This is a genomic window from Methylococcus sp. S1M, assembly GCF_051295855.1.
In the GTDB taxonomy this organism is placed as follows: Bacteria; Pseudomonadota; Gammaproteobacteria; order Methylococcales; family Methylococcaceae; genus Methylococcus; species Methylococcus capsulatus.
The window spans coordinates 1-13,156 of the sequence record NZ_JBPDXO010000009.1 but is presented as its reverse complement, the minus strand read 5'-3'; the positions used below and the strand labels follow the sequence as shown (position 1 = coordinate 13,156).

At 58.1% G+C, this 13,156-nt stretch carries 28 protein-coding genes; all 28 read right to left on the bottom strand.

The genetic code is table 11. The features are described from left to right. Positions 1–21: 21 nt before the first annotated feature. Positions 22–1,008 (bottom strand): DNA-directed RNA polymerase subunit alpha, encoded by a 987-nt coding sequence (locus ACSHWJ_RS13915; RefSeq protein WP_017365429.1) that lies wholly within the window; start codon positions 1,006–1,008, stop codon positions 22–24. A gap of 23 nt (positions 1,009–1,031) precedes the next feature. Further along, positions 1,032–1,652, bottom strand: a complete 621-nt coding sequence (gene rpsD / locus ACSHWJ_RS13910; RefSeq protein ID WP_017365430.1) for a 30S ribosomal protein S4 — start codon at positions 1,650–1,652, stop codon at positions 1,032–1,034. Positions 1,653–1,665: 13 nt separating this feature from the next. Next, on the bottom strand, positions 1,666–2,052 hold the full coding sequence (gene rpsK / locus ACSHWJ_RS13905; RefSeq protein ID WP_010961577.1) for a 30S ribosomal protein S11: 387 nt from the start codon (positions 2,050–2,052) through the stop codon (positions 1,666–1,668). 15 nt (positions 2,053–2,067) lie between these two features. After that, positions 2,068–2,424, bottom strand: coding sequence for a 30S ribosomal protein S13 (gene rpsM, locus ACSHWJ_RS13900; protein ID WP_010961578.1), 357 nt, complete (start codon positions 2,422–2,424; stop codon positions 2,068–2,070). Between the two features lie 82 nt (positions 2,425–2,506). After that, positions 2,507–2,620 carry a 50S ribosomal protein L36 gene (gene rpmJ / locus ACSHWJ_RS13895; RefSeq protein WP_010961579.1) on the bottom strand — a complete coding sequence of 38 codons (114 nt, stop codon included), beginning with the start codon at positions 2,618–2,620 and terminating at the stop codon, positions 2,507–2,509. Positions 2,621–2,647: 27 nt separating this feature from the next. Further along, on the bottom strand, positions 2,648–3,973 hold the full coding sequence (secY, locus tag ACSHWJ_RS13890; protein ID WP_017365432.1) for a preprotein translocase subunit SecY: 1,326 nt from the start codon (positions 3,971–3,973) through the stop codon (positions 2,648–2,650). Further along, entirely contained in the window at positions 3,973–4,407 is a 435-nt protein-coding gene (gene rplO, locus ACSHWJ_RS13885) for a 50S ribosomal protein L15 (RefSeq protein WP_010961581.1), read from the bottom strand. Before rplO ends, secY begins: the two co-directional genes overlap by 1 nt. Before the next feature lies 1 nt (position 4,408). Next, complete coding sequence (gene rpmD, locus ACSHWJ_RS13880; protein WP_010961582.1) at positions 4,409–4,594, bottom strand: 50S ribosomal protein L30; 186 nt, start codon at positions 4,592–4,594, stop codon at positions 4,409–4,411. 5 nt (positions 4,595–4,599) lie between these two features. Further along, the gene (gene rpsE, locus ACSHWJ_RS13875; RefSeq protein WP_010961583.1) at positions 4,600–5,109 is read right to left on the bottom strand and encodes a 30S ribosomal protein S5; all 510 of its coding nucleotides are present in this window, start codon (positions 5,107–5,109) and stop codon (positions 4,600–4,602) included. A gap of 12 nt (positions 5,110–5,121) precedes the next feature. Next, the gene (gene rplR, locus ACSHWJ_RS13870) at positions 5,122–5,475 is read right to left on the bottom strand and encodes a 50S ribosomal protein L18 (protein ID WP_017365434.1); all 354 of its coding nucleotides are present in this window, start codon (positions 5,473–5,475) and stop codon (positions 5,122–5,124) included. 10 nt (positions 5,476–5,485) lie between these two features. Continuing rightward, entirely contained in the window at positions 5,486–6,019 is a 534-nt protein-coding gene (rplF, locus tag ACSHWJ_RS13865; RefSeq protein WP_010961585.1) for a 50S ribosomal protein L6, read from the bottom strand. Between the two features lie 21 nt (positions 6,020–6,040). Further along, positions 6,041–6,436 carry a 30S ribosomal protein S8 gene (gene rpsH, locus ACSHWJ_RS13860; RefSeq protein ID WP_017365435.1) on the bottom strand — a complete coding sequence of 132 codons (396 nt, stop codon included), beginning with the start codon at positions 6,434–6,436 and terminating at the stop codon, positions 6,041–6,043. 31 nt (positions 6,437–6,467) lie between these two features. Further along, complete coding sequence (rpsN, locus tag ACSHWJ_RS13855) at positions 6,468–6,773, bottom strand: 30S ribosomal protein S14 (RefSeq protein WP_010961587.1); 306 nt, start codon at positions 6,771–6,773, stop codon at positions 6,468–6,470. 13 nt (positions 6,774–6,786) lie between these two features. Beyond that, entirely contained in the window at positions 6,787–7,326 is a 540-nt protein-coding gene (gene rplE, locus ACSHWJ_RS13850; RefSeq protein ID WP_010961588.1) for a 50S ribosomal protein L5, read from the bottom strand. Between the two features lie 14 nt (positions 7,327–7,340). Next, positions 7,341–7,658, bottom strand: a complete 318-nt coding sequence (rplX, locus tag ACSHWJ_RS13845) for a 50S ribosomal protein L24 (RefSeq protein ID WP_010961589.1) — start codon at positions 7,656–7,658, stop codon at positions 7,341–7,343. A 27-nt stretch (positions 7,659–7,685) separates the two neighbouring features. Beyond that, a complete protein-coding gene (gene rplN, locus ACSHWJ_RS13840) occupies positions 7,686–8,054 on the bottom strand; it encodes a 50S ribosomal protein L14 (protein WP_010961590.1) in 369 nt (122 codons plus the stop codon). Positions 8,055–8,098: 44 nt separating this feature from the next. Beyond that, a complete protein-coding gene (gene rpsQ / locus ACSHWJ_RS13835; protein WP_432539997.1) occupies positions 8,099–8,359 on the bottom strand; it encodes a 30S ribosomal protein S17 in 261 nt (86 codons plus the stop codon). Further along, on the bottom strand, positions 8,356–8,550 hold the full coding sequence (gene rpmC / locus ACSHWJ_RS13830; protein WP_017365437.1) for a 50S ribosomal protein L29: 195 nt from the start codon (positions 8,548–8,550) through the stop codon (positions 8,356–8,358). The genes rpsQ and rpmC overlap by 4 nt, the downstream gene beginning before the upstream one ends. After that, positions 8,550–8,963 carry a 50S ribosomal protein L16 gene (rplP, locus tag ACSHWJ_RS13825; RefSeq protein WP_010961593.1) on the bottom strand — a complete coding sequence of 138 codons (414 nt, stop codon included), beginning with the start codon at positions 8,961–8,963 and terminating at the stop codon, positions 8,550–8,552. Before rplP ends, rpmC begins: the two co-directional genes overlap by 1 nt. 12 nt (positions 8,964–8,975) lie before the next feature. Beyond that, entirely contained in the window at positions 8,976–9,647 is a 672-nt protein-coding gene (gene rpsC / locus ACSHWJ_RS13820; RefSeq protein WP_010961594.1) for a 30S ribosomal protein S3, read from the bottom strand. Between the two features lie 23 nt (positions 9,648–9,670). Beyond that, the gene (gene rplV / locus ACSHWJ_RS13815) at positions 9,671–10,003 is read right to left on the bottom strand and encodes a 50S ribosomal protein L22 (RefSeq protein WP_010961595.1); all 333 of its coding nucleotides are present in this window, start codon (positions 10,001–10,003) and stop codon (positions 9,671–9,673) included. A 13-nt stretch (positions 10,004–10,016) separates the two neighbouring features. Further along, a complete protein-coding gene (gene rpsS / locus ACSHWJ_RS13810; protein WP_010961596.1) occupies positions 10,017–10,289 on the bottom strand; it encodes a 30S ribosomal protein S19 in 273 nt (90 codons plus the stop codon). 19 nt (positions 10,290–10,308) lie between these two features. Beyond that, entirely contained in the window at positions 10,309–11,136 is an 828-nt protein-coding gene (rplB, locus tag ACSHWJ_RS13805) for a 50S ribosomal protein L2 (protein WP_017365438.1), read from the bottom strand. A 34-nt stretch (positions 11,137–11,170) separates the two neighbouring features. Continuing rightward, entirely contained in the window at positions 11,171–11,464 is a 294-nt protein-coding gene (gene rplW, locus ACSHWJ_RS13800) for a 50S ribosomal protein L23 (protein WP_010961598.1), read from the bottom strand. Continuing rightward, a complete protein-coding gene (rplD, locus tag ACSHWJ_RS13795) occupies positions 11,461–12,078 on the bottom strand; it encodes a 50S ribosomal protein L4 (protein ID WP_010961599.1) in 618 nt (205 codons plus the stop codon). Before rplD ends, rplW begins: the two co-directional genes overlap by 4 nt. Before the next feature lie 10 nt (positions 12,079–12,088). Further along, positions 12,089–12,724 (bottom strand): 50S ribosomal protein L3, encoded by a 636-nt coding sequence (rplC, locus tag ACSHWJ_RS13790; protein WP_432539998.1) that lies wholly within the window; start codon positions 12,722–12,724, stop codon positions 12,089–12,091. 37 nt (positions 12,725–12,761) lie between these two features. After that, positions 12,762–13,073: a 30S ribosomal protein S10 gene (rpsJ, locus tag ACSHWJ_RS13785; protein ID WP_010961601.1), complete on the bottom strand. Its 312-nt coding sequence runs from the start codon at positions 13,071–13,073 to the stop codon at positions 12,762–12,764. Between the two features lie 4 nt (positions 13,074–13,077). Beyond that, a partial coding sequence (locus ACSHWJ_RS13780) for a hypothetical protein (RefSeq protein ID WP_432539324.1) occupies positions 13,078–13,156 on the bottom strand: 79 nt, incomplete at its 5' end.

Sequence of the window (13,156 nt, the reverse complement as noted above, 5' to 3'; positions counted from 1 at the left end):
GATTCTTTACCCCTAAAAAGGCTATTGGTTCAGCTTCTTAAGGCCTTCCGGCGGCCAATTCTCCAAACGCATGCCGAGCGACAATCCCTTGGTCGCCAACACGTCCTTGATCTCGGTAAGAGATTTTTTCCCCAAATTGGGAGTCTTGAGCAAGTCTGCCTCGCTGCGCTGGATAAGATCCCCGATATAGAAAATGTTCTCGGCCTTCAGGCAATTCGCCGAACGCACCGTGAGTTCGAGATCGTCTACAGGATGGAGCAGCAAGGGATCGAACTGGGGCCCATCCTCACCGAAAAGCGGCAGATCCTCGCCCTTGAGGTCGACCAGGATAGCAAGATGCTGGTTCAGAATGTTGGCGGCGTGTTTGACCGCCTCTTCCGGCTGCACGGTCCCATTGGTCTGCAACTCGATAACCAGCCGGTCCAGGTCGGTACGCTGCTCGACGCGCGCACTCTCGACGACGTAGGACACCTTTTTTATGGGACTGAAACTCGCGTCCAAATGCAACGTGCCGATGGCCGAATCACCCTCGATGGCACGGTTGGCGACGGGCTGATAGCCTCTTCCCTTCTGGACGTGGAGGGTCATGCGCAGCCGGCCGTTCCCGTTGATGTGGGCGATCAGCAATTCCGGATTGAGCACTTCGACGTCATGGGAAGCCTCAATGTCGCCTGCCAGAACCGGACCGGGGCCGTGCTTATCGATATTGAGATAAACGTCATGTGGCCCGTTCAAACGGATGGCGAGATTCTTGAGATTCAGAAGCACGTCGATGACATCCTCCTGAACCCCCTCGATGGTCGAATATTCGTGCAGCACGCCGTCGATGACGACGTCCGTGACCGCCGCACCGGGAATGGCAGAAAGAAGCACGCGTCTCAAGGCGTTGCCCAGGGTGTGTCCGAACCCCCGCTCTAGCGGTTCGATGACCACACGTGCGGAATGGCTTCCGTGGGGAACCACCTCCACCGTACGCGGCTTGATCAGCTCGGCAAGCGAGTTGTGCATAATTACGTATACCCCGTCACGCGCTATTTCGAATACAGCTCAACGACCAGTTGCTCGTTGATGTCCGAGCCCAGCTCACTCCTTTCCGGCGCCGATTTGAAAATGCCTTTCATCGACTTGACGTCGACGTCCACCCAAGACGGAAAGCCGTACTGCTCGGTGACCTGCAGCGCATCCTTGACGCGGCCTTGAGATTTCGCCTTATCCCGAATCTCGATGACGTCCCCGCTTTGCACCTGGTATGAAGGTATGTTGAGCGTCCGCCCGTTCAGATTGATTGCTTTGTGCGATACGAGTTGGCGCGCCTCGGCGCGTGTCGAGGCGAACCCCATGCGATAGACCACGTTGTCGAGACGCGATTCCAGCAGTGCCAGCAGGTTTTCGCCCGTGGAGCCTTTCCGCCGGGAAGCCTCGGCATAATAATTGCGAAACTGCCGCTCCATGATGCCGTAAATCCGCCGCAGCTTCTGCTTCTCCCGAAGCTGGGCCGCGTAATCACTCAGCCGCGGCCGCTTCTGGCCGTGCTGCCCAGGCGGCTGATCCAGCTTACATTTCGATTCCAGGGACTTGCCCCTCGACTTGAGAAACAGATCAGTCCCCTCGCGGCGGCTCAACTTGCATTTCGGGCCCAGATATCTAGCCATAACAAACCTCCCGTCAAACGCGCCGCTTCTTTGGGGGACGACACCCGTTATGGGGCAGCGGCGTAGTATCCACTACGTTAACAATCTTAAAGCCCAAAGCGTTCAGAGAACGCACGGCAGACTCCCTTCCAGGGCCTGGACCGGTAACGTGGACGTCCAGATTCTTGATTCCGTACTCCTTCGCCACCGCACCCGCCTTCTCGGCGGCCACTTGAGCGGCGAACGGTGTACTCTTGCGCGACCCGCGAAAGCCCGAAGCACCGGCGCTGGCCCACGAAAGCGCGTTACCCTTTCTATCGGTGATGGTGATTATGGTGTTGTTGAAAGACGCGCTGATATGCGCGATCCCGTCCGAGATATCTCTTTTGACTCTTTTTACGGGGCGACCTGTCGTGGCCATTGTTCTACCGTACCTCTATTTCTTGATCGGACGACGCGGTCCCTTTCGGGTGCGGGCGTTGGTGCGGGTGCGTTGCCCGCGCACGGGCAAACCGCGCCTGTGCCTCATGCCGCGGTAGGAACCGAGATCCATAAGCCGCTTGATGTTCATGGCAACCTCGCGTCGAAGATCGCCCTCGACGACGAACTTCGCGACCTCGCCACGCAGCCGCTCAACCTGTTCATCGCTCAGCTCCCTGACTTTTTTGTCCGTCTCGATCCCAGCATTCTTGCAGATCAGACCGGCGCGCGTACGACCGATGCCGTAGATCGCGGTCAATGAAATAAGTACATGCTTGTGATCTGGGATGTTGACTCCAGCAATACGTGCCATTTACACGAACTCCAACTCTAAGCCGCTGAGCGAAAGCTGACCATTATACACAGCCGCCACCGTTCCCACAACGGCGAAACCATCAACCCTGCCGCTGCTTGTGGCGGGCATCCTTACAAATGATCCGGACGATACCATTCCTCTTCAGGACCTTACAGTTCCGGCAGATGCGCTTAACTGATGCTCTAACTTTCATGATGTTTCTCCGGCGACCTCAAGAAAATCACCTGATGTTAATATTGGTTTTCTTCAACAATCCTTCGTACTGCTGTGAGATCACATAGGTCTGTATCTGCGCCATGAAATCCATGACAACGACGACGATGATCAACAACGAAGTACCGCCGAAGTAGAATGGCACGTTCCAATATACGATCAAAAACTCCGGCAACAAGCATACCGCGGTGATATAGATGCCCCCGATCAGCGTCAGCCGCGTCATGACGGTGTCCACATACCTCGCGGTCTGCTGACCTGGCCTGATTCCAGGGATAAACGCACCGGATTTCTTCAGATTCTCTGCCGTCTCATTGGAATTAAAAACCAACGCAGCGTAAAAAAAGCAGAAAAACATGATTGCCGCCGCATAGCACAGAACGTAAAGCGGCTGTCCGGGCGACAGCGTGCTCGCTATGTCCTGCAACCATATCAGCCTTTCCGAATTACCGAACCAACCGGCCAGGGTTGCCGGGAACAGGATGATCGACGACGCGAAAATCGGCGGAATAACCCCGGACATGTTCAGCTTCAGGGGCAGGAAGCTCTTCTGGGCCGCGTACATACGCCGCCCTTCCTGACGCTTGGCGTAGTTGATCGTAATCCGCCGTTGCCCCTTTTCGACGAATACCACGAGCCATGTCACAGCAACCGCGATGGCGGCGATGCCAATGATACTAAACGCGCTCAATTCGCCCGTGCGTGCCAGCTCGAGAGTTCCGCCGACGGCCGAAGGCAAACCGGCCACGATGCCGGCGAAGATGATGATGGATATGCCATTCCCCAACCCTCTTTCGGTCACCTGCTCGCCGAGCCACATTAGAAACATGGTACCGGTGACGAGCGAAATGGCCGTAAGGGCAACGAACTGAAATCCAGGGGAAACGACGATGGGCGCCCCGCCTGCGCTCTGATTTTGCAACGCCATCGCCACGCCCGTGGCCTGGAAAGACGCCAACACCACCGTCGCGTAACGGGTGTATTGGTTGATCTTCTTTCGCCCCGATTCGCCTTCCTTTTTCAACTGTTCGAGCTTCGGAACGACGATCGTCATCAACTGCAAAATGATCGATGCCGAAATGTAGGGCATGATCCCGAGCGCGAAAATGCTCAGCCGTTTCAGCGCGCCGCCGGAAAACATGTTCACCATGTCGAGGATCGAGCTGCCCTGTTGATTGAACATGGCAGCCAAAGCCTTCGGGTCCACCCCGGGGATCGGGATATGCGCGCCGATCCGGAACACGATCAGCGCTCCAACGACGAACAGCAGACGCTGGCGAAGCTCGGTGAACCGGCCGCCGCGGTCGGCCATCAAGGGATTGATGGCGTTCATCAGCTTTCCACTTTGCCGCCCGCGGCTTCAATCGCGGCGCGGGCGCCCCGTGTCACACCCACACCACGGACGGTCACCACCCCGCCCACACTCCCCGTGGCGATGATCTTGACCCTCTTCGCCTCAGTCGGAACGAGCCCCGCCTCCTTCAACTCCGCGAGCCCGATGACGCCTCCCCCGACTTTCGAGATCTGCGTCAGCGTCACCTCGGCGACGAAGCGCTTCTTCGCGCTTCGGAAGCCCACCTTCGGCAACCGGCGTTGCAGCGGCATCTGACCGCCTTCGAAACCGACTTTATGGAACCCGCCTGCGCGGGCCTTCTGCCCTTTGTGTCCCCGACCGCAGGTCTTGCCTAGAGTCGAGCCGATGCCTCGCCCTACCCGCTTTTTTTCCGGACGGCTGCCGTCCCGCGCGCCGATAGTGTTCAAAAACATGTCAGATTTCCTCGACCTTGAGCAGGTAGGAGACTTTGGAGATCATGCCCAAAATTTCCGGCGTGCCCCGAACTTCGACAGTGTGATGAGGTTTACGCAATCCAAGTCCACGAAGACACGCTTTGTGTGTCTCGAGTCGTCCGTTGGCGCTGCGTACCTGGGTTACTCGCAAAGTTTTAACCGTCATCGTCATCACCCCAACAATTCCTCGACGGTCATCCCGCGCTTGGCGGCGACGGATTTGGGGTCTCGCAATGCAGTCAAGCCTTTGATGGTCGCACGGACGACGTTGATCGGGTTGTTGGTGCCGATACACTTCGCGAGGACGTTATGCACACCGACGACTTCGAACACGGCGCGCATGGCCCCCCCGGCAATGATGCCGGTACCCTCCGAAGCCGGTTGCATGTGCACCTTGGCCGCGCCTGCCGCTGCGGTCACCGGATGATGCAACGTCTGACCATTGAGCGCGACCTTGCGCATATTCTTGCGCGCCTGCTCCATCGATTTCTGGATCGCCACCGGCACCTCGCGTGCCTTGCTGAGACCGAAGCCTACCCGCCCGTTGCCGTCACCGACGACGGTCAGTGCGGTGAATCCGAACTGACGTCCGCCTTTGACCACCTTGGAGACACGCCGGACGGCGACCAGCTTTTCCTGCAGCCCCTCACCCGCGCCTGCCTGAATATTCACGTTTGCCATTAATATTCCCCGCTAGAACTGAAGGCCGGCTTCACGCGCTGCTTCGGCCAGCGCCTTGACCCGTCCGTGATACTTGAATCCGGACCGGTCGAAAGCGACGCTGGAGATGCCAACCGCAAGCGCTTTTTCGGCGATGCGACGACCCACTGCGATGGCGGCGTCTTTGTTTCCAGTCACCGGCAGCGTTTCCCGGATGGCGGACTCGAGCGTCGAGGCGGCAGCGAGGACCGTTCCGCCATCAGGGCTGATGACCTGCGCATAGATGTGCCGGGGAGTCCGATGGATGGTCAGTCGGTTCGCCCCCATGGCGCGAATGACGTGCCGTGTTTTTGCTGCCCTTTTGAGGCGGGCTTGTTTTTTATCCATTGCTTTTGCCTTACTTCTTCTTCGCTTCCTTGCGGATGATGACCTCGTCCGCATAGCGGACGCCCTTGCCCTTATAGGGTTCCGGAGCCCGGAACGCACGAATGTCGGCGGCCACCTGACCGACCACCTGCCGGTCGGCGCCCTTGACCACGATGTCGGTCTGCGAAGGCGTCTCGACCACAACGCCCGCAGGCACCTTGAATTCCACCGGATGCGAGAATCCCAGACTGAGGCTCAATACGTCTCCCTTGGCCTGCGCACGATACCCCACGCCGACCAGAGAGAGCTTCCGTTCGAAGCCGTTGCTGACACCCACGATCATGTTGGCCAGGTTCGCCCGTGTCGTCCCGGCGAGGGCATTTTGCCGCTGATCGTTTTTGTTGTAACGGATGGATAGAGTGCCCCCCTCCAGATCGACTCCGAGTTCCGCGGGAACGGTGCGTGACAACAGCCCGTTCTTGCCTTTCGCGGTCACGATACCGTCGGCGATGGTTACTTCCACACCCTTCGGAATGGAGATTGGATTATTCGCTACACGAGACATATCGGCCAGCCTATACAAACATCATTCAACGATACAAAGGACTTCGCCGCCTTCACCGAGCGATCTGGCCCTACGGTCCGACATCACGCCCTTGGACGTCGACACTATGGCGATGCCAAACCCGCCCATGACTTTCGGCAGCTCGTCGCGCCCCCTATAGCGCCGACATCCCGGTTTGCTGACCCGCTGGATCTTGTCGATGACCGGCGCCCCATTGTGGTACTTAAGCTCGACGCGGATGTTGTGCTTACCCTGTTCCGCCACGTCGGAGAAACCGGCGATATAGCCCTCCTCCTTCAAAACCTGGCAAACGGCCCGCTTGAGTTTGGACGCCGGCACGATGATCTCCGCCTTGCCGGCGGCCTGGCCATTGCGTATCCGCGTAAGGAGATCGCTCAAAGGATCTGACATGCTCATGACTGTTAACTCCGATACTTCGGCCGTGGCCTTACCAGCTCGCCTTGACCACACCCGGCACTTCGCCGCGCATGACGCACTCGCGCAACTTGTTCCGCCCCAATCCGAACTTGCGGTAGAAGCCATGGGGCCGCCCGGTCAGCTGGCAGCGGTTGCGCTGCCGCGTCGCGGCACTGTCGCGTGGCAGCTTCTGCAAAGCGACGATGGCCGCTTCCCGCTGCTCATCGGGAGTTTCCACGCCTTTGATGAGGGACTTCAGCTCCGCCCTCTTCTTTTCGTAGCGGCCGTTCAGCTTCTGGCGCTTCACTTCGCGCGCGATCATTGATTTTTTTGCCATGCCCCGCCCCTTGTCAGGTCCGGAAAGGAAATTTGAACGCTTCGAGCAACGCTTTGGCTTCGGCGTCGGTCTTGGCTGTCGACGTGATGGTGATATCCATGCCCCGGATGGCATCGATCTTGTCATAATCGATTTCCGGAAAAATTATCTGTTCCCTCACCCCCATGGAATAATTGCCCCGACCGTCAAACGCCTTCGGGTTCAATCCCCGGAAATCCCTTATACGGGGAATCGCGACACTGATGAGCCGATCCAGAAATTCATACATCCGCGCGCGCCGCAGAGTCACTTTGCAGCCCACCGGCATGCCCTCGCGGATCTTGAAACCTGCAATCGATTTCCTGGCGTGAGTGACGATCGGCTTCTGACCTCCGATCGCTTGCATGTTCTCGACCGCATTCTGCAAGATCTTCTTGTCTGCCACCGCCTCGCCCACCCCCATGTTGAGGGTGATCTTCACCAGACGCGGGACTTCCATGACGGACTTGTAACCAAATCGCGCCATTAATTCCGGTACGACTTTCTCTTTGTAATGGTTTTCTAACCTAGCCATGACACATCCGCTTCTCAAGCGTCAATCAGTTCGTTGGTGGACCGGTAGAAACGGACTTTCCTGCCATCAGCCAGCAGCCGAAACCCTACGCGGTCCCCCTTGTTGATGGCGGCGTTGAACAGAGCCACGTTCGAACTGTGAATCGGCATGGCCTTCTCGACGATACCGCCCGTCACTCCTCTCATTGGGTTCGGGCGCTGATGTTTACGGACGAGATTGACACCCTCAACCACCAACTTGTCTCCACTCAGCACCGAAAGTACCAAGCCTTTCTTTCCTTTGTCTTTCCCGGCGATGACGATGACCTGATCGCCTTTCTTGATCCTACGCATGAGGCAACACCTTCTTACTTGGGTACGTCAAAGCACTTCCGGTGCCAGAGAGATAATCTTCATGAACTTCTCCGAACGAAGTTCACGCGTAACCGGCCCGAAAATGCGGGTGCCAATGGGCTGATGCTGGTTGTTCAGAATGACTGCCGCGTTGTTGTCAAACCGGATCAGAGAACCGTCGGCGCGCCGGACACCCTTGCGAGTGCGAACGACCACGGCGTTATAGACTTCACCCTTTTTGACGCGTCCCCGGGGAATCGCGTCCTTTACACTGACCTTGATGATGTCGCCGACATTCGCGTACCGCCGCTTGGACCCACCAAGGACCTTAATACACATGACTTGTCGCGCGCCGCTGTTGTCCGCGACATCCAGACAGGTCTGCATCTGTATCATCGTTCAAATCTCCAAATATTCGCTCAAGGCCCTGGTGGACGACTTCATACCGCCCGCTCTACGATCGCACCGAGAATCCAGGCCTTTTTCTTCGAAATGGGCCTGGACGCATGCAGTGTCACCAGATCGCCGATGCTGCACTCGTTATTTTCATCGTGCGCCAGTACTTTCGTCGTGCGCCGGATATACTTGCCATATAACGGATGGGAAACCTGTCGCTCAATGGCAACCACGATGGTCCGATCCATTTTGTTCGACACCACGCGCCCAGTGACGCTCCGCGCGCGCCCTTCGCTCGCCGTCATACCTTTCCGCCTTTTTCTGCCAGAACCATATTCACCCGCGCGATGTCGCGCCGCACCGCCCTGATCCGATGGAAGTGGCTCAACTGTCCGGTTGCCTTCTGCATCCTCAGGCTGAACGCCTCCCGATGCAGGTCCATCAACGTCGACTTGAGTTCTTCAACCTGTTTCGCTCTCAATTCGCTGGCCTTCATCACATCACCGTACGCAGGGAAAAGGTGGTCTGGACCGGCAATTTCGCCGCTGCCAACCGGAACGCCTCACGAGCCAGTTCTTCGCTGACACCTTCGAGTTCGTACAGCATGGTACCGGGCTTGATTTCTGCCACCCAGAACTCCACACTGCCTTTACCGCTACCCATGCGGACTTCCAGCGGCTTCTTGCTGACGGGCTTGTCCGGGAATACGCGGATCCAGATTTTCCCACCGCGCTTCACGTGGCGAGAAATGGTCCGACGGGCCGCCTCGATTTGGCGGGCGGTTATTCTACCGCGAGTCGTCGCCTTGAGGCCATACTCACCGAACGATACCTTGCTTCCGGCGATGGCCACGCCGGTATTGCGCCCCTTGTGCTGTTTTCTATATTTCGTTCTTTTTGGCTGCAACATGGCACGACTCCATCAAGCTTCGACCGCACTGCGGGTTTTCGGCTCCGTGTGCACGGGCTCGAACACCTCGCCTTTGAAAATCCACACCTTAACGCCGATGACCCCATACGTCGTTACCGCTTCGGCGAAACCGTAATCGATGTCCGCGCGAAAGGTGTGAAGCGGCACCCGACCCTCGCGATACCATTCCGTCCGCGCGATCTCGGCGCCGTTGAGCCTGCCGGCGACACTGATCTTGATACCCTCGGCCCCTACACGCAGCGTGTTCTGCACCGCGCGCTTCATGGCACGCCGGAACATGATGCGCTTCTCAAGCTGCTGCGCCACGCCTTCTGCTACGAGCTGCGCATCCAGCTCGGGCTTGCGGATCTCTTCGACGCTGACCTGCACGGGAACACCCATGAAGCGCGACACATCCCGGCGCAGCGCGTCGATGTCCTCACCCCGCTTGCCGATGACTATTCCGGGCCTCGCCGTATGGATCGTGATTTGGGCATTGTTCGCCAACCGATTGATCTGGATCCGGCTGACCGACGCATGCTTGAGTTTCTGCTTCAGAAACTCGCGAACCTTAAGGTCGTTGTTGAGAAATACGGGATATGACTTGCTGTCCGCGAACCAGCGCGACGACCAATCTTTGATATATCCCAGACGAATTCCAGTAGGATTGACTTTCTGCCCCATGACGGAAATGCCTTTACTAAATACTAGTTATCCGACACCAGCACGGTGATGTGCGAAGTGCGCTTGAGTATCCGGTTTGCGCGCCCCTTCGCCCGGGGGCTCATCCGCTTGAGAACAGGGCCCTCATCAACGAACACGGTCTTGACGCGCAGCTCATCCACATCGGCTCCTTCGTTGTGTTCCGCATTGGCGATGGCTGCCTGCAAGACTTTCTTCACCAAACCGGCAGCCTTTTTATTGCTGAACGTCAAAAGGTCCAACGCGGCGGCAACGTTGAGTCCCCGAATCTGGTCGGCGACCAGCCGGCACTTTTGAGGAGAAATGCGCGCTGTTCTATGCCTCGATAATGCTTCCATCGACTTACACGCCTCACTTGCTCTTCTTGTCGGCCTGATGACCTTTGTAAGTCCGCGTCGGCGCGAACTCCCCCAATTTGTGGCCGACCATGTTATCGCTGACCAGGACGGGAACGTGCTGCTTCCCGTTGTGCACAGCGATGGTTTTCCCGATCATCTCAGGCAATACCATGGATCGGCGCGACCATGTTTTGATGGGCTTTTTGGCGCCGGTCGCGTTCGCCTCGTCGATCTTCTTCATCAAATGATGGTCGACAAACGGACCTTTCTTGATAGAACGTGGCACGGTCTATTCCTCTTACTCGTTATCGCGTCTTGCGTCTGCGGATGATCAGACCATCGGTTCGTTTATTGTTCCGGGTCTTGTAGCCCTTGGTGGGTATGCCCCAGGGCGAGACGGGATGCCTGCCCCCGGATGTCCGTCCCTCACCGCCTCCATGAGGATGATCCACGGGGTTCATGGCGACACCCCGGACTGTCGGGCGAACCCCCCGCCAGCGCGATGCGCCCGCCTTCCCCAGCGAAACCAGGTTATGTTCGTTATTGGAGACCTCGCCGATCGTCGCTTTGCAATCGGCCAGCACCTTGCGCATCTCACCGGAACGCATGCGCAGGGTGGCATATTCGCCTTCCTTCGCGACCAACTGGATGGACGTGCCGGCACTGCGCGCGTACTGGGCCCCCTTCCCAGGCTTGCCCTCGACGCAATGCACGACGGTGCCGACGGGAATGTTGCGCAGGGGCAGACTGTTACCGACCTTGATCGCGGCGAACTCACCGGCGACGATTTCGCTGCCGGCGCTCAGACCCGCCGGCGCGACGATATAGCGACGCTCCCCATCACGATACAGCACGAGAGCAATGTATGCGGTACGGTTGGGATCGTACTCGATACGCTCAACCCGCGCCGGTATGTCGAGCTTGTCCCGCTTGAAGTCCACGATACGATAGAACTGCTTGTGTCCACCGCCTTTGTGCCGGGTTGTCACACGGCCCTGATTATTGCGGCCCGAAGAACGCGTCTGCTTCTCGAGCAGTTTCGCATACGGTTCGCCCTTGTACAGTTCCTCGCTGCGCACCCGCGTGACAAAGCGTGCGCCCGCAGAAGTGGGTTTTTGTTTAATCAGAGCCATGGTCTTGTCTTTACTCAAGCAATCGAATATCGGATTAATTTACCGCCAGCTCAATGTCAAAGCCCGGCTTCAGCTTCACGTAAGCTTTCTTCCAGTCCGAACGCTGCCCCATGAACCGCCCGAACCGCTTGGATTTGCCCTTGACGTTGAGTATACGCACGGAGTCGACCTTCACACCGAACATGAGTTCAACCGCGCTTTTGATTTGCAGCTTGCTGGCAGCCGGCTTCACCCGGAACACAAACTGGCGGTTTTTTTCCGCGCCAGCGGTCGATTTTTCCGAGACCACGGGAGCGATCAGGGTACGCATCAACTCGATCTGGTTCATGACAGCCTCACCTCCAGCTTACGAATCGCCGAGCTGGTGGCGATAACGCGCTCGGCGTGCACCAGGTCGACCGGACTCAATGTATCGGCGGTATTGATACTCACATTCGGCAGATTGCGCGATGACAGGGCCAGATTCAGATCGAGCTGTTCAGCCAGAATGACGGTATACCCCTCACCGAAGCTCTTCAGCTTCGCTGCCAGCTCACGGGTCTTGGGAGACGTCGGAACGATACCATCCGAGACGACGAGGCGCCCCTGGCGCAGCAACTCTGAAAATATGGACCGGACAGCCGCCCGGTACATCTTTTTGTTCAACTTCTGCCGGTAGTTCCGGTTGGATGCCGCGAATGTCACACCGCCGGTGCGCCATAGCGGGCTACGCGTGGTTCCAGCCCGCGCGTGACCGGATCCCTTCTGTTTCCAGGGTTTCTTACCTCCGCCCGACACGTCCGACCGACTCTTCTGGGCTTTCGTTCCCGAACGCGCTGCGGCGAGATAACCGACGACGAGCTGATGCACCAGGGATTCGTTGAATCCCTGACCGAATACCTTATCGGAAACCTCCAGGTCGCCAGCGGCACCGTTTTCGATTTTTGGAATACTGAGGCTCATGACCAACCACCTATTTCTTCGTAGCCGGGCGGACGATCACGTCCGCCCCCTTGGCACCGGGCACCGCTCCCTTCACGAGGAGCAGGGACCGCTCGGCATCAATGCCGACGATCCGCAAATTGGGAACCGTGATGTTCTTGTCCCCCATGTGGCCGGCCATTCTCTTACCCTTGAACACGCGGCCGGGCGTCTGGTTTTGACCGATGGATCCCGGCGCCCTGTGGGACAGCGAGTTGCCATGGGTCGCGTCCTGCGTCCGGAAGTTATGCCGCTTCACGACACCGGCGAAGCCTTTGCCGATACTCCGCGCACGGGCATCGACGAACTGGCCTTCCGCAAACACCCCGACACCGAGCTCGGTACCGACCGTATAGTCCTGATCGGAATCCTCCAGGCGGAACTCCCACAGCCCTCGCCCCGCTTCTACGCCGGCCTTCGAGTAGTGCCCCGCGTCCGCTTTCGTGAGACGCGAGCGCTTCTTGCTGCCCGTGGTTACCTGAATGGCGCGATAGCCGTCTGACTCCAGGGTCTTCACCTGAACTACCCGGTTGGGCTCGACATGGATCACCGTCACCGGAACCGCGGCACCGGCGTCCGTAAAAATATGGGTCATTCCGCACTTGCGGCCGACTAAACCTATGGCCATCTCTCTTCCCCGAGTCGTGTGCTCTAATACCTGTCAATCAGTTCAGCTTGATCTGAACGTCGACGCCCGCAGCCAGATCCAGGCGCATGAGCGCATCCACGGTCTTGTCCGTTGGCTCGATTATGTCCATCAGACGCTTGTGGGTGCGAAGCTCGTATTGATCACGGGCATCCTTGTTCACGTGCGGTGACACCAGCACGGTGAACCGTTCCTTCTTGGTCGGCAGCGGGATCGGCCCCAGCACCTGCGCGCCGGTACGTTTTGCGGTTTCAACGATTTCCGACGCCGACTGGTCGATGAGCCGGTGATCGAACGCCTTCAAACGGATACGAATTCTCTGCTTAGCCATGAGCTCACTCGATGATCTTGGAGACAACGCCTGCGCCGACGGTACGACCGCCCTCGCGCACGGCAAACCGCAAGCCTTCGTCC

What these genes read in the sequence shown, in the direction of transcription:
- ACSHWJ_RS13915 (WP_017365429.1), bottom strand. Translation starts at nt 1,008, where the DNA reads ATGCACAACTCGCTTGCCGAGCTGATCAAGCCGCGTACGGTGGAGGTG.
- rpsD (WP_017365430.1), bottom strand. Translation starts at nt 1,652, where the DNA reads ATGGCTAGATATCTGGGCCCGAAATGCAAGTTGAGCCGCCGCGAGGGG.
- rpsK (WP_010961577.1), bottom strand. Translation starts at nt 2,052, where the DNA reads ATGGCCACGACAGGTCGCCCCGTAAAAAGAGTCAAAAGAGATATCTCG.
- rpsM (WP_010961578.1), bottom strand. Translation starts at nt 2,424, where the DNA reads ATGGCACGTATTGCTGGAGTCAACATCCCAGATCACAAGCATGTACTT.
- rpmJ (WP_010961579.1), bottom strand. Translation starts at nt 2,620, where the DNA reads ATGAAAGTTAGAGCATCAGTTAAGCGCATCTGCCGGAACTGTAAGGTC.
- secY (WP_017365432.1), bottom strand. Translation starts at nt 3,973, where the DNA reads ATGAACGCCATCAATCCCTTGATGGCCGACCGCGGCGGCCGGTTCACC.
- rplO (WP_010961581.1), bottom strand. Translation starts at nt 4,407, where the DNA reads ATGTTTTTGAACACTATCGGCGCGCGGGACGGCAGCCGTCCGGAAAAA.
- rpmD (WP_010961582.1), bottom strand. Translation starts at nt 4,594, where the DNA reads ATGACGGTTAAAACTTTGCGAGTAACCCAGGTACGCAGCGCCAACGGA.
- rpsE (WP_010961583.1), bottom strand. Translation starts at nt 5,109, where the DNA reads ATGGCAAACGTGAATATTCAGGCAGGCGCGGGTGAGGGGCTGCAGGAA.
- rplR (WP_017365434.1), bottom strand. Translation starts at nt 5,475, where the DNA reads ATGGATAAAAAACAAGCCCGCCTCAAAAGGGCAGCAAAAACACGGCAC.
- rplF (WP_010961585.1), bottom strand. Translation starts at nt 6,019, where the DNA reads ATGTCTCGTGTAGCGAATAATCCAATCTCCATTCCGAAGGGTGTGGAA.
- rpsH (WP_017365435.1), bottom strand. Translation starts at nt 6,436, where the DNA reads ATGAGCATGTCAGATCCTTTGAGCGATCTCCTTACGCGGATACGCAAT.
- rpsN (WP_010961587.1), bottom strand. Translation starts at nt 6,773, where the DNA reads ATGGCAAAAAAATCAATGATCGCGCGCGAAGTGAAGCGCCAGAAGCTG.
- rplE (WP_010961588.1), bottom strand. Translation starts at nt 7,326, where the DNA reads ATGGCTAGGTTAGAAAACCATTACAAAGAGAAAGTCGTACCGGAATTA.
- rplX (WP_010961589.1), bottom strand. Translation starts at nt 7,658, where the DNA reads ATGCGTAGGATCAAGAAAGGCGATCAGGTCATCGTCATCGCCGGGAAA.
- rplN (WP_010961590.1), bottom strand. Translation starts at nt 8,054, where the DNA reads ATGATACAGATGCAGACCTGTCTGGATGTCGCGGACAACAGCGGCGCG.
- rpsQ (WP_432539997.1), bottom strand. Translation starts at nt 8,359, where the DNA reads ATGACGGCGAGCGAAGGGCGCGCGCGGAGCGTCACTGGGCGCGTGGTG.
- rpmC (WP_017365437.1), bottom strand. Translation starts at nt 8,550, where the DNA reads ATGAAGGCCAGCGAATTGAGAGCGAAACAGGTTGAAGAACTCAAGTCG.
- rplP (WP_010961593.1), bottom strand. Translation starts at nt 8,963, where the DNA reads ATGTTGCAGCCAAAAAGAACGAAATATAGAAAACAGCACAAGGGGCGC.
- rpsC (WP_010961594.1), bottom strand. Translation starts at nt 9,647, where the DNA reads ATGGGGCAGAAAGTCAATCCTACTGGAATTCGTCTGGGATATATCAAA.
- rplV (WP_010961595.1), bottom strand. Translation starts at nt 10,003, where the DNA reads ATGGAAGCATTATCGAGGCATAGAACAGCGCGCATTTCTCCTCAAAAG.
- rplB (WP_017365438.1), bottom strand. Translation starts at nt 11,136, where the DNA reads ATGGCTCTGATTAAACAAAAACCCACTTCTGCGGGCGCACGCTTTGTC.
- rplW (WP_010961598.1), bottom strand. Translation starts at nt 11,464, where the DNA reads ATGAACCAGATCGAGTTGATGCGTACCCTGATCGCTCCCGTGGTCTCG.
- rplD (WP_010961599.1), bottom strand. Translation starts at nt 12,078, where the DNA reads ATGAGCCTCAGTATTCCAAAAATCGAAAACGGTGCCGCTGGCGACCTG.
- rplC (WP_432539998.1), bottom strand. Translation starts at nt 12,724, where the DNA reads ATGGCCATAGGTTTAGTCGGCCGCAAGTGCGGAATGACCCATATTTTT.
- rpsJ (WP_010961601.1), bottom strand. Translation starts at nt 13,073, where the DNA reads ATGGCTAAGCAGAGAATTCGTATCCGTTTGAAGGCGTTCGATCACCGG.